Genomic DNA, 12,501 nt, shown 5'->3' on the forward strand with positions numbered 1-12,501 from the left:
CGGTCACAATTTCAGCCTGATTTTAGGTATATTGATCTTTTTTTTTAGGCTGAATCGTTGTAAAGTAATGATATTGAATCATTTCTATGACAGCCGTTGCCCCCCAGGGTGTACAGGCTGATATTTCAATAGTTTTGACGAATTTGTGAAACATTGAGCAAATATATCATTTTTTGTGAAATACCGAGCAATGATCTCGTTATGTTTGTGAAATGTTGAGCAATTTACCAGATTGGAGGAAAAACATCATGAGTGAGTTGGTATTAGCCCGCATTCAATTTGCATCTACAACATTGTTTCACTTCTTGTTTGTGCCTTTGTCTATCGGGCTTGTGTTTATGGTTGCTTTGATGGAGACGCTTTATGTTGTCAAAAAACAAGAGACCTATCTCAAAATGGCTAAATTTTGGGGGCATCTCTTTTTAATTAACTTTGCTGTCGGCGTCGTCACAGGGATTCTTCAGGAATTCCAGTTCGGTCTGAACTGGTCTGATTATTCCCGTTTTGTCGGAGACGTATTTGGAGCTCCGCTTGCGGTTGAAGCGCTTTTGGCGTTTTTTATGGAGTCTATTTTTATCGGATTATGGATTTTCGGCTGGGACCGTTTATCTAAAAAAGTGCATTTGCTTTGCATTTGGCTTGTGTCCTTCGGAACGATTATGTCATCTTTCTGGATTTTGACGGCGAACTCATTCATGCAGGAGCCGGTCGGCTTTGCGATTAAAAACGGCCGCGCGGAAATGAATGATTTCGGGGCGCTTTTGACAAACCCTCAGCTTTGGGTTGAATTCCCTCACGTCATTTTCGGGGCGCTTGCGACGGGTGCTTTCTTTATCGCCGGTGTCAGCGCATTTAAATTATTGAAGAAAAAAGAAGTGCCTTTCTTCCATAAATCTTTCAAGCTTTCGATGATTGTCGGTCTGATCGCCGGTATCGGCGTTGCGTTCAGCGGACATATGCAGGCTGAGCATTTAATGGAATCGCAGCCGATGAAAATGGCTGCCAGTGAAGCGCTTTGGGATGACAGCGGTGATCCTGCCGCGTGGACGGCTTTTGCGAATATTGATACGAATAAAGAAAAAAACACATCAGAAATTTCAATTCCTTACGCACTCAGCTACTTGGCTTACCAGAAGTTCAGCGGCAGTGTGAAAGGGATGAAAACACTTCAAAAAGAATACGAAAAAACGTACGGAAAAGGCGACTATATCCCGCCTGTTAAAACGACGTTCTGGAGTTTCCGCATTATGGCGGGCGCGGGCGCGCTTATGATTTTTGCCGCGATTGCCGGCTTTATTCTGAACCGCCGCAAAAAGCTTCATACGAGCAAGTGGTATTTACGGGGCATGATCGCACTGATCGCATTCCCATTCATTGCGAACTCTGCCGGTTGGATTATGACTGAAATCGGCCGCCAGCCGTGGACGGTCATGGGACAATTGACGACCGCACAATCCGTTTCTCCTAACGTAACGACGGGATCTCTGCTGTTTTCAATTATCAGCTTCGGCGTCATGTACTTGATTTTAGGCGCTCTGCTTGTTTTCCTATTCGTTCGTGAAATTAAAAAAGGTGCGGACCATGATGATCATAAGGATGTTCCTGTATCAACGGATCCGTTCAGTCAGGAGGTCTACCATGGGGTCACTTCATGATCTTTGGTTTATACTCGTTTCAGTTTTGTTTGTCGGATTTTTCTTTTTAGAGGGTTTTGATTTCGGTGTCGGCATTTCGACCCGATTTCTTGGCCATAATGAATTAGAACGCAGAGTGCTGGTTAACACCATCGGCCCGTTCTGGGATGCGAATGAGGTGTGGCTTATCACAGGTACGGGAGCGATCTTCGCGGCATTCCCGAACTGGTATGCGACGATGCTGAGCGGATATTACATTCCGTTTATCATCATTCTTCTTGCTTTGATGGGGCGCGGCGTGGCATTTGAATTCCGCGGCCAAGTGAATAATCTGAAATGGGTCAAAACATGGGACTGGGTGATTTTCTTCGGCAGCCTTATCCCGCCATTTGTATTCGGACTTATTTTCACAAGCTTGTTCCGCGGTGTGCCGATTGACGGACATATGAACATTCACGCAGGTTTTTCAGATATTGTGAACGTGTATTCCGTTCTTGGCGGAGCAGCCGTCACCCTTCTTTCATTCCTGCACGGTTTAATGTTTATCACCCTGCGCACGATCGGTGATTTACAAGAGCGTGCGAGAAAAATGGCAAAACGCGTAATCGGTGTTATCTTTCTTGTTGTACTTGCTTTCTTTGCGATGTCTGCATACGATACGGATATGTTTACACGCCGGGCAAACATCACGATTCCGGTATTCGTGCTGATTGTCATCTGCAACGTTCTTGCCGTTGTGTTCATGAGCAAGAAAAAAGACGGCTGGGCATTCGGTATGACCGGCGCGGGTCTTGCTTTGACAGTTGCGATGATTTTTATCTCTCTGTTCCCGCGCGTCATGGTCAGCTCGCTGAAAAGCGCGTATGACTTAACAGTAGCTAACGCGTCTTCCGGTGATTATTCACTTAAGGTCATGACAATTGTCGCACTGACTCTGCTGCCGTTTGTTATCGGCAGTCAGATCTGGAGCTATTATGTCTTCCGGAAACGCGTCAGCCATAAGGAGCCTATGACTTATTAATGGGAAAAGACCTGTTTCTTTATAAAGGAATGAAGCGGATTCTTGCGATCATTACGGGATTAACGATTATACAAACGGCCGCCATCATCTTGCAGGCGGAATGGCTGAGCCAGGCGGTAACCGGATTATTTAACGGGAAGCGGATTGCTTCTCTTTATCCGGTTATCGGCTTTTTCCTGCTTGCGTTTTTGGTCCGGCATGCGGTGACAACGGTCCGGCAGAAAATCGTGTACCAATATGCCGCGCAAACCGGCGCAGACTTAAGAAAAAGATTTCTTGAGCAATTGTTCCGTCTCGGCCCCCGCTTTGCGAAAAAAGAGGGAACAGGCCGGATGGTGACGCTGGCGATGGAAGGCATCAGCCAGTTCCGCCGTTATTTAGAGCTGTTTCTGCCGAAAATGGTCAGCATGGCGATTGTACCGGCGGCCGTTGTTATTTACGTGTTTTTTCAGGATAAAACATCGGCATTGATTCTGATTCTTGCGCTTCCGATTTTGATTGTATTTATGATTCTGCTCGGACTTGTCGCACAGAAAAAAGCCGATCGCCAATGGAAGTCCTATCAGACGCTTTCCAATCATTTCGTGGATTCGCTTCGCGGACTGGAGACATTGCGGTTTTTAGGATTAAGCAAATCACACAGTAAAAACATCTTTCATGTCAGTGAGAGATACCGTAAGGCGACGATGAGCACGCTCCGGGTCGCGTTTTTATCATCATTCGCCCTGGATTTCTTTACGATGCTGTCGGTGGCGACAGTGGCGGTGTTTCTCGGCTTGCGGCTGATAGACGGACAAATTCTGCTCGGGCCGGCACTGACCGCGCTCATTCTCGCGCCTGAATATTTTCTCCCGGTCCGCGAAGTGGGAAATGATTACCACGCGACGTTAAACGGGCAGGAGGCGGGGAAAACCATTCAAACGATTTTGGCGCAGCCCGGTTTTAAAGAAGAAAAGCCGCTCGAACTTGATACGTGGACTGACGGGGATGAATTACAGCTTACGCGTTTGTCCGTCCGAGAATCGATGTCTGAATTTCATCTGTCCTTTAAAGGGAAGAAGAAAATCGGAATTATCGGGGAAAGCGGTTCGGGAAAATCGACACTCATTGATGTGCTGGGCGGCTTTTTAGAGCCTGCGTCCGGTGAGATCAAGGTAAACGGTGAATCCCGCTCGCATCTGCAGTCGGACGGCTGGCAGAAGCAGCTGCTTTATATTCCGCAGCATCCGTACATTTTTGATGACACGCTTTTGAATAATATCCGGTTTTATCATCCTGATGCTTCCCGTGAGGAAACGGCGCGCGCCGCTGATTCAGCGGGTCTTTCCGGACTGATCCGTGATCTGCCCGGCGGCCTTGACGGCCGGATCGGCGAGGGCGGACGGGCGCTCAGCGGAGGGCAGGCTCAGCGTGTCGCGCTGGCCAGAGCCTTTTTAGGAAACCGGCCGATTCTCCTTTTGGATGAGCCGACCGCTCACCTTGATATTGAAACAGAATATGAAATAAAAGAAACGATGAAAGACCTGTTTGAAAACAAACTTGTTTTTCTGGCCACTCACCGTCTTCACTGGATGCTTGAGATGGACGAAATTATCGTGCTTGATGACGGCGCGGTGGCGGAAATCGGCACCCACGACGAATTGATGGCGAAACAAGGCGTATACGCCAAACTTGTAAAGGCGCAACTGGGGGAAAGAACATGAGAAAAGAAGAATGGATTCTGCCGTATATAAAGCAAAATGCCCGTTTGTTTGTTCTTGTGATTTTTTTAGGCGCGGTGACGATTTTTTCGGCGGCCTTTCTCATGTTCACTTCCGGTTTTTTAATCTCTAAGTCGGCGACAAGGCCTGAGAATATCCTGCTGGTGTACGTTCCGATTGTGGCCGTGCGCACCTTCGGGATTGCCCGTTCAGTCTCACGGTACGCCGAGCGTCTGACGGGGCACCATATCATTTTGAAAATCGTGTCCGACATGAGGGTGCGGCTTTACAATATGCTGGAGCCGGCCTCGCTCATGCTTTCATCCCGTTTTCGGACGGGCGACATGCTCGGCATTTTGGCTGAGGATATTGAGCATTTGCAGGATGCGTTTTTAAAAACGATTTTCCCGGCGGTTTCCGCTTTGCTGCTGTATGCGGCCTCCGTTATCGGACTCGGCTTTTTTTCCTGGCCGTTTGCTGCTTTTGCGGCGATTTACCTGTTTATATTGGTTGTATTGTTTCCGGTTGTGTCGCTTCTTGTGACGAGAGCGAAAAACATGAGGCTGAAAAGCGGCCGGAATACGCTCTACAGCCGGCTGACAGATGCCGTGCTCGGCGTGAGCGACTGGATGTTTTCGGGACGCCAGGCGGCCTTTATTTCCTCTTATGAAGAGAAAGAGAAGGCATGGTTTGACCTTGAAAGCAAACGTCAGCGGTTTACAAGATGGCGTGATCTCGCCGCGCAATGCCTTGTCGGCGGCTTCATATTGATCATGCTGTTCTGGACGGCAGGTCAGTATGCGGACGGCAGCATCGCCAACACGATGATCGCGGCCTTTGTGCTTGTCGTATTTCCATTGACGGAGGCGTTTCTGCCCCTTTCGGATGCGCTGACGGAAGTGCCTTCTTATCAGGATTCCATCAAAAGAATGAGTAAGGCGGCTCCGGAGCTGCGAAGTCGTGAGGTGAAGCAGACAGATGAGAAACTGGATGTATCTGATGTGACACTTACATTTGATAACGTGACGTTTTCTTATGATCAGCACAGTCATGTGCTTGACCGTTTTTCCTTCACTCTCCGCCAAGGTGAAAAAATGGCGCTGCTCGGCAGGAGCGGCTCCGGTAAGTCGACCTCTCTCGCTTTAATTGAAGGCGCCTTAGTTCCCGATTCGGGCAAAGTGATGCTGAACGGGCTGGAAACTGCGGCCGTGCAGGAGCAGATTTCCTCAGCGGTGGCCGTTTTGAATCAGAAACCTCATCTCTTTAACACGAGCATTATGAACAATATCCGGCTCGGAAACGGCAAGGCGAGTGATGAAGATGTTAAGCGTGCGGCGCGGCAAGTGAAGCTGCATGATTATATTGAATCATTGCCTGACGGATATGAAACGTCCGTGCAGGAGACGGGAATTCGTTTCTCAGGCGGGGAACGGCAGCGGATCGCGCTTGCCCGTATTCTGCTCCAAGATACGCCGGTCATTATCCTTGATGAACCGACGGTCGGCCTTGATGCGGTCACTGAACGCGAATTGCTTGATACGATTTTTGATGTCTTTAAAGAGAAAACGATCCTCTGGATTACACACCATTTAGCGGGTGTGGAAACAGCTGATAAAATCGTCTTTTTAGAAAATGGAAAAGCAGAAATGGAAGGAACCCATCAAGAGCTTCTTGCAGAAAACGAACGGTACCGGAAGCTTTACCGTCTTGATGTTCCGGTCAGAACATAAACAGCCGCAAACGAGCGGCTGTTTTTTTGTGCGGTTTAAAATCTCTTCTTGTTTGGAATATAAATAGGAGACAGAAGAGGAGGTACAGAGATGAATATAATGGATTGGACGGAACAGGATGTGAAAGATACGCTGCCGAAGCGGGAGGCAGACAGCCATAAGGGGACGTTCGGGACGGCGTTATTGCTGGCCGGCAGCGAAGACATGCCGGGAGCCGCCCTTCTGGCCGGATTGGGCGCGATGAGAAGCGGTGTCGGCAAGCTCGTCATCGGTACATCGGCAGGCGTCATCCCGCTTATCGTCCCGGTGCTGCCGGAAGCGACGTACTGGCGTGACGGCTGGAAAAAAGCCGCGGCGGGCCAGCCCGGGGAAACCATCCGGGCCGCTGCCATCGGGCCGGGCCTTCCTCAAACAGACGAAGTGCAGCAGGCGGCTGATCAGCTGCTTTCTGCCAATTATCCCGTCATACTGGACGCGGGCGCCATTACGAAAAGAACCTATCCAAAGAGGAAAGCCCCCGTGATCTTGACGCCTCATCCCGGCGAATTTTCCAGAATGACAGGCCTTCCGATTCAAGAGATTCAGCAGAACAGAGCGGGATATGCCGCAGAATGGGCGGAGCGGCTTCACGTCACGATTGTCTTGAAAGGAAACGAAACCATTATCGCTTTTCCCGACGGGGAATGCCGCAGGAATACAACCGGAAACGGCGCGCTTGCAAAAGGCGGGACCGGCGACACGCTGACGGGAATGATTCTCGGCATGCTGTGCTGTCATCAAGACCCGAAGCATGCCGTATTGAACGCCGTCCGCCTTCACGGTGAATGTGCGGAGGTATGGACGAAAGAGCGCTCCGCCCATACCTTATTGGCGCACGAACTTTCTGAACTGCTGCCGCGTGTATGGAAGGAATATGAATAAAGAAAAGGCGTCTTCATAGAGAAGGCGCCTCTTGTTGTTTTACCCTTGATTTCATCAGGACATAATACAGCAGCGACGGAACGGCCAGGCCGATGACCCAGGCAATGTCGCCTCCGCCGAATATTTCAGCGAGCGGCCCGATGTAAAAGGATGTATTGATGAACGGGATTTCTAATATAATCGACAAAACGAAGGCGGCCGCTGTAATCCAATTGACCCTGCCGTATTGCCCGTTGACGTCAAACATCGATTTGACGTGGTATTTTCCGCGGCGGATAAAATAGTAATCCACGAGGTTGATCGCCGTCCATGGAATTAAGAAATAACTGATGAAAAAGATGAAATTTAAAAACAGTTCCATGAAATTGCTTTGGCCCAAGAGACTTAATACAGTACCTGCTGCCGTCACACAAAGGATCATTACCACTCTCGTTTTCGGCGTCACCTTCAGTTTTAAAAACGGCTCCAAGGTAGTCGTGGTTGACATAAAGGCTCCGTATAAATTAAAGACGTTGATCGCCATTTGCCCGAACAGGACGATGATCAGCATAATAAAGGAAAACGGACCGAACAATCGGACAATCTCATTTCCCGCATTAGCGGTAAATTCCGGGAGCGCCGTCGTCAAAATGGCGCCGAGAAGCATCATCCAGATGGAACTGACTGACGTACCTGCGTAGCTGTACCAAAAGGTATGCGATGCCGGTGTTTTGACCGGCAGATAACGGGAATAATCTGCGACATATGGTGCGTATGCCAGCTGCCATGTGGCCACCGCGCTGACCGCCACTAGAAAAACAGGCAGGTCTAATGAGCCGGGCACCCAGCTTCCTGAAGGAATCGGCAGTTGAAAAATAAGAATCGTTGCAGCAAAAAAAACGGCAAAGGAGGTCCAAGAGAGGATTTTCTGCATTTTGTGAATCAGATCATGACCGTAGATCGTGAGTAAAAAACAGATGGCGCTTAAGCCGATAATACACCATGAAGCCGGAATCGGTACAAAGCTGCTCAGTGTACCGGCTGCGAGAATCGTACTGCTCGCAAAGAAGCCCAGGTAGATAAACATGACCAAAAAGAGGGGCAGAATCGCTCCGATCACGCCGAACTGCGCGCGGCTTTGAATCATTTGCGGAATTCCGAGCTGAGGTCCTTGTGCGGAATGAGACGCCATAAAGATTGCGCCGATAAAGGTCCCGATAATAATGGCGGCGATACTCCAAAAGAGATCGAGTCCCATTGTAACGGGCAGTGTGCCTGTGACTAACGTCGTAATATGCATATTAGCCCCGAACCAGACGGGGAATAAATCTTTAGCCTTTCCGTGTCTTTCGTCATGCGGAATATGTTCAATCGTTCGCCTTTCTACTTTCAATAGATAATCTCCTCCGTATGTTCTTCTTTAACATAAAAACATAGCTTAACAGATTGACCTGCCGTTTACAAATTCCAGCATGCAGGAAAAACATTGTAAAGCCTCGCTGACAGCCGTTCAAAAGTTTTTTTGGAAAACGGAACAAACACTGCCGCCAAAGCGATTTGCCAGGGTTTAAAAGGCATGGATATGCTTACGGACTAATATGTATTAAGGAGAAATGTGTCAATCTTTTGACGAATGGAGCCATTATTCGTTAAGCTGAAAGAATAGTTTACTTTGTGTAAATTTCATTAATGAAAAGGGGATGGATGATATGTGTACAAGTCTTACATTGAAAACGACAGACGGTAATCACCTATTGGCGCGAACGATGGATTTTGCATTTCAGCTCGGTACGGACGTCGTGCTTTACCCTCGTCAGTACAGCTGGAAAAGCGAAGCTGACGGCAGGATGCATAAGACGAAATACGCATTTATCGGCATGGGGAGAAATCTCGGCAATGTTCTGTTTGCCGACGGCGTAAATGAAAAGGGGCTGTCGTGTGCGACGCTGTATTTTCCGGGCTTTGCGGGATACGAGAAAGCGGAACGGGAGGGCACCTGTCACATCGCTCCTCATGAGTTTGTCACCTGGGCCTTATCAAACTGTGAATCTCTTGGAGACATAAAGGAAAAGCTCTCAATGCTGACGATTGTAGAGAAGAAGTTAATGTTATTGGATACGGTGCTGCCTCTTCATTGGATTTTATCAGACCGCACGGGCGGCTGCATTGTCATCGAGCCGACACCGGAGGGAATGAAAGTATATGACAACAAACCCGGAGTGATGACCAACAGTCCGGAATTTCCTTGGCATGTGACCAATCTGCGCCATTATATCGGAATCAGGCCGCAGCAGTCAGAAAGCAAAACATTGGGCGGAATGACATTAACCGCTTTCGGCCAAGGATCTGGAACGATCGGGCTTCCCGGTGATTACACGCCGCCATCCCGATTCATCAGAGCTGCTTATCTGAAAGAGCATTTAGAGCCTGCCGCTCATGAAACGGATGGCGTTACAGCCGCTTTTCACGTGCTGTCCAATGTGAATATTCCAAAAGGCGCGGTGATCACAGAGGAGAATGAAATTGATTATACGCAGTATACGTCGGTCATGTGCTGTGACAGCGGTAACTACTACTTTCATCTGTACGACAACCGGCAGATTCACAAAGTAAGTTTATTCCATGAAGATCTTGAACGTCCGGAGCCGAAAGTATTTGCGGCCGCGGCGGAGCAGAATATACAGGAGCTGAATTAGCTCAAAAAAAAACAGGACGCGATTGTCCTGTTTTTTTATTTAATACGGATCAGACGGATGGCTTTCCTGTTCAGCCTGCTTTGCAGCCTGTTCCGTATCAGTAGTGCCGATCGGCCCGTTGCTGTTGCTTTCGGAGGCTTTTTTCAGCCCTTCCGCAACACGTTTTCCGTAGTCCGGATCTGCTTTTGTGAAATTCTCAATCATTTGATCCTGAATGTCTTTCCGGCAGGAAGAAAGCGTATTGACCAAGTTTGTGATCAATTCGTTCCGTTCAAATTCCGAAAACCTGCGGTATGTTTCTCCGGCTTGGCCGAAATTATTCGACCGGTCGATCGCTTCCCGCTTCACATCGCCTTCGACATGAGGTGTATGGTCTTTCCCATCCTGCTTTGCTTCGTTGAGTCCTCCCATAATGGACGGCTCATAGTTGACGTGCGGGTTTTGTCCTTCTGCCCGATCGACCCGATACTGCATTTGCCCGCCTTCCTGGTTGGTGGCGACATGCTTTTTCGGCGAGTTGATCGGAAGCTGCAGGTAATTTGCGCCGACCCGGTACCGCTGGGTATCTGAATAGGCGAATGTCCGCCCCTGAAGTAATTTGTCATCTGAAAAATCAAGGCCGTCCACAAGCACGCCCGTTCCGAATGAGGCCTGTTCCACCTCGGCATGGTAGTTTTCCGGGTTTTTGTTCAGAACCAATTTACCGATCGGCTTCCAAGGGAAATCGTCTTTATACCACAGCTTGGTCGGATCAAGCGGATCAAAATCCAGCTCGGGGTGTTCGTCATCAGTCATGATTTGCGCATACACTTCCCATTCAGGGTAATCGCCTTTTTCAATCGCTTCATACAAATCCTGTGTCGCATGGTTAAAGTTTTTCCCCTGAATCTCTTCCGCTTCCTTCTGTGTCAGGTTACGGATGCCTTGTTTCGGTTCAAAGTGATATTTGACGAGCACGGCTTTTCCTTCTTCATTGACCCATTTGTAGGCATGGACGCCCGAGCCCTGCATCTGCCGGTAGTTGGCCGGGATGCCCCACGGCGAAAACAAGAAAGTGATCATATGAGTCGCTTCGGGTGATTGGGAAATGAAGTCGAAAATACGCTCGCCGTCCTGAATGTTCGTAACGGGATCAGGCTGAAATGCGTGCACAAGATCCGGGAACTTCAGCGGATCACGGATAAAAAAGATTTTCAGGTTGTTGCCGACCAGATCCCAGTTGCCGTCTTCGGTATAAAGCTTAACGGCAAAACCCCGGGGATCACGCAATGTTTCCGGGGAATGCTTTCCGTGGTTGACGGTAGAAAACCGCACAAACGCCGGAGTTTTCGTTCCTTTCTTTTGAAACACTTTCGCTCTTGTGTATTTAGAAATCTCCTCGTCTCCAAAACTTCCGTACGCCTCAAAGTATCCGTGTGCGCCGGCGCCGCGCGCGTGAACGACGCGCTCGGGAATCCGTTCGCGGTCAAAGTGGCTGATTTTCTCCAAAAATCATAATTCTCCAATGTCGTCGGTCCTCTATTGCCGACTGTCCTGACATTCTGGTTGTCAGTGACCGGATGGCCCTGCCGGTTTGTCAGCGTGTCTTCTGACTCGCCTTTACCGGTCGTCTTACTGGAAAGCGTTTCTTCGCTGTTTTTGTTATTTTCCATTGTTGAACCCTCCTTTTTGAACGGTAACAATATGCCCAGCAGAGCCGTTTTTTAAAACCGATTTTCAAAAGAAGCGGTTATTCCGCGATCGGCGTCAAAGATCCGCCGTTCCATATTTCGCCCTTGTTCAGTGTCCAGCTGTTTTGATAAAGGCTTTGCGCGCCTTGATTGGCCGCCGGACTTAATTGTTCATCCCATGTCAAAAAGTACGTGGTCTCGGGATACTTTTGCCTGATCGCATTGATAAAAGCAGCATAATCAAAGCTTCCGATATTGCCGGACGGACCGGTTTCGGCAAAGGCAAACGGTTTTTTCAGAGACAGCATTTCATCATAGCCTGATATCGCATACGGATCAGTGAAGTAAGCGTCCAGACCGGTAATATCCACATAAGATGAGCCTGGGTAGAAGTCTGTTTTAAAGTCTCTGTTGGCATCCGGCGAATACACCCACAAAAGGTTATCCAATCCTCTTGTCTCTGTCATATAGCGGTATATCTTCTTGTAAAGCTCTTTGTACAGCGAGATTCTTTTCGTGTCTTTTTGGTTGTAGCCTGTCAGCCCCCACCAGAACCACTCGCCGTTCATTTCGTGAAGCGGCCTGAACAGAACGGCGACGCCTTGATTTTTCAGCTGAGTAAGGCCGTCGGCGATTTTGCTGAGCAGCGCCTCAAGCCGTTTTCCTTCAACAGTTGAAGGGTCCAGGATGTTTTTGTACTGGCTGTTTGAGATGGCCGTTTTATAGTTTCCGGATGGAAAAGCCGGATTTGCGAGATGCAGGCTGACCTGAGGGAGGCCGCCGCTTTTCCAGTATGAGATCAAGCTGCTGTTGCAGCTGTAATCGATAGAATCGGTGATATCCGCTGTTTCCAGCCATCCTCTCCCATAGTCACAGCCGTAGATGGCGGGAGACTGTCCCGTCGCGTTTTTCAAGCGGTTTTCCTCTGTCATTGAAAAAGTGACATCGCTGTACCCGCCGAACGCACCGGACATGACCCTGTTTTCTGAACGGTTGGGCAGGTGCGCCAGCCAGTTCATGATATCTTTTGTCGTCTGCTGGGCATTTGGGTTGACGGGATAAACGGTGTGAGCCGATATCGGACTGGCGGCTCCTAAGAGTAATAAAACGATAGACAGGCAGACTGCTAACTTTTTGAGCATAAAAAAGA

The 12,501-nt window shown here is 48.9% G+C and carries 8 protein-coding genes and 1 pseudogene; 6 read left to right on the forward strand and 3 right to left on the reverse strand.

The genetic code is table 11. The features are described from left to right. The first annotated feature begins 248 nt into the window (after positions 1 to 248). The 5 genes from ACNFN4_RS05915 to ACNFN4_RS05935 all read left to right on the forward strand — a co-directional run bounded on the left by ACNFN4_RS05915 (position 249) and on the right by ACNFN4_RS05935 (position 7,006). Complete coding sequence (locus ACNFN4_RS05915; protein ID WP_007614697.1) at positions 249 to 1,655, forward strand: cytochrome ubiquinol oxidase subunit I; 1,407 nt, start codon at positions 249 to 251, stop codon at positions 1,653 to 1,655. Next, the gene (gene cydB / locus ACNFN4_RS05920) at positions 1,639 to 2,655 is read left to right on the forward strand and encodes a cytochrome d ubiquinol oxidase subunit II (protein WP_014722010.1); all 1,017 of its coding nucleotides are present in this window, start codon (positions 1,639 to 1,641) and stop codon (positions 2,653 to 2,655) included. The genes ACNFN4_RS05915 and cydB overlap by 17 nt, the downstream gene beginning before the upstream one ends. Beyond that, positions 2,655 to 4,358: a thiol reductant ABC exporter subunit CydD gene (gene cydD, locus ACNFN4_RS05925; protein ID WP_094296195.1), complete on the forward strand. Its 1,704-nt coding sequence runs from the start codon at positions 2,655 to 2,657 to the stop codon at positions 4,356 to 4,358. Before cydB ends, cydD begins: the two co-directional genes overlap by 1 nt. Further along, on the forward strand, positions 4,355 to 6,085 hold the full coding sequence (gene cydC, locus ACNFN4_RS05930; protein ID WP_448200057.1) for a thiol reductant ABC exporter subunit CydC: 1,731 nt from the start codon (positions 4,355 to 4,357) through the stop codon (positions 6,083 to 6,085). Before cydD ends, cydC begins: the two co-directional genes overlap by 4 nt. A 90-nt stretch (positions 6,086 to 6,175) precedes the next feature. Continuing rightward, positions 6,176 to 7,006: an NAD(P)H-hydrate dehydratase gene (locus ACNFN4_RS05935; RefSeq protein ID WP_020958035.1), complete on the forward strand. Its 831-nt coding sequence runs from the start codon at positions 6,176 to 6,178 to the stop codon at positions 7,004 to 7,006. Between the two features lie 13 nt (positions 7,007 to 7,019). Here ACNFN4_RS05935 and ACNFN4_RS05940 read toward each other — a convergent pair whose 3' ends face one another. After that, positions 7,020 to 8,378, reverse strand: coding sequence for a purine-cytosine permease family protein (locus tag ACNFN4_RS05940; RefSeq protein ID WP_015240847.1), 1,359 nt, complete (start codon positions 8,376 to 8,378; stop codon positions 7,020 to 7,022). Positions 8,379 to 8,694: 316 nt separating this feature from the next. Here ACNFN4_RS05940 and ACNFN4_RS05945 point away from each other — a divergent pair, with 316 nt between their 5' ends. After that, positions 8,695 to 9,681, forward strand: a complete 987-nt coding sequence (locus ACNFN4_RS05945) for a choloylglycine hydrolase family protein (protein WP_109567307.1) — start codon at positions 8,695 to 8,697, stop codon at positions 9,679 to 9,681. A gap of 39 nt (positions 9,682 to 9,720) precedes the next feature. Here ACNFN4_RS05945 and katX read toward each other — a convergent pair. Next, positions 9,721 to 11,333 (reverse strand): annotated as a pseudogene (katX, locus tag ACNFN4_RS05950) (catalase KatX). A 77-nt stretch (positions 11,334 to 11,410) separates the two neighbouring features. After that, positions 11,411 to 12,493, reverse strand: coding sequence for a glycosyl hydrolase (locus ACNFN4_RS05955; RefSeq protein WP_072176905.1), 1,083 nt, complete (start codon positions 12,491 to 12,493; stop codon positions 11,411 to 11,413). Positions 12,494 to 12,501: the final 8 nt, after the last annotated feature.

The sequence above is a fragment of the Bacillus sp. N1(2025) genome (assembly GCF_053470005.1).

Coding starts and splice junctions, on each gene's coding strand:
- cydB (WP_014722010.1), top strand. CDS start 1,639: ATGGGGTCACTTCATGATCTTTGGTTTATACTCGTTTCAGTTTTGTTT.
- cydD (WP_094296195.1), top strand. CDS start 2,655: ATGGGAAAAGACCTGTTTCTTTATAAAGGAATGAAGCGGATTCTTGCG.
- ACNFN4_RS05945 (WP_109567307.1), top strand. CDS start 8,695: ATGTGTACAAGTCTTACATTGAAAACGACAGACGGTAATCACCTATTG.
- cydC (WP_448200057.1), top strand. CDS start 4,355: ATGAGAAAAGAAGAATGGATTCTGCCGTATATAAAGCAAAATGCCCGT.
- ACNFN4_RS05955 (WP_072176905.1), bottom strand. CDS start 12,493: ATGCTCAAAAAGTTAGCAGTCTGCCTGTCTATCGTTTTATTACTCTTA.
- ACNFN4_RS05915 (WP_007614697.1), top strand. CDS start 249: ATGAGTGAGTTGGTATTAGCCCGCATTCAATTTGCATCTACAACATTG.
- ACNFN4_RS05935 (WP_020958035.1), top strand. CDS start 6,176: ATGAATATAATGGATTGGACGGAACAGGATGTGAAAGATACGCTGCCG.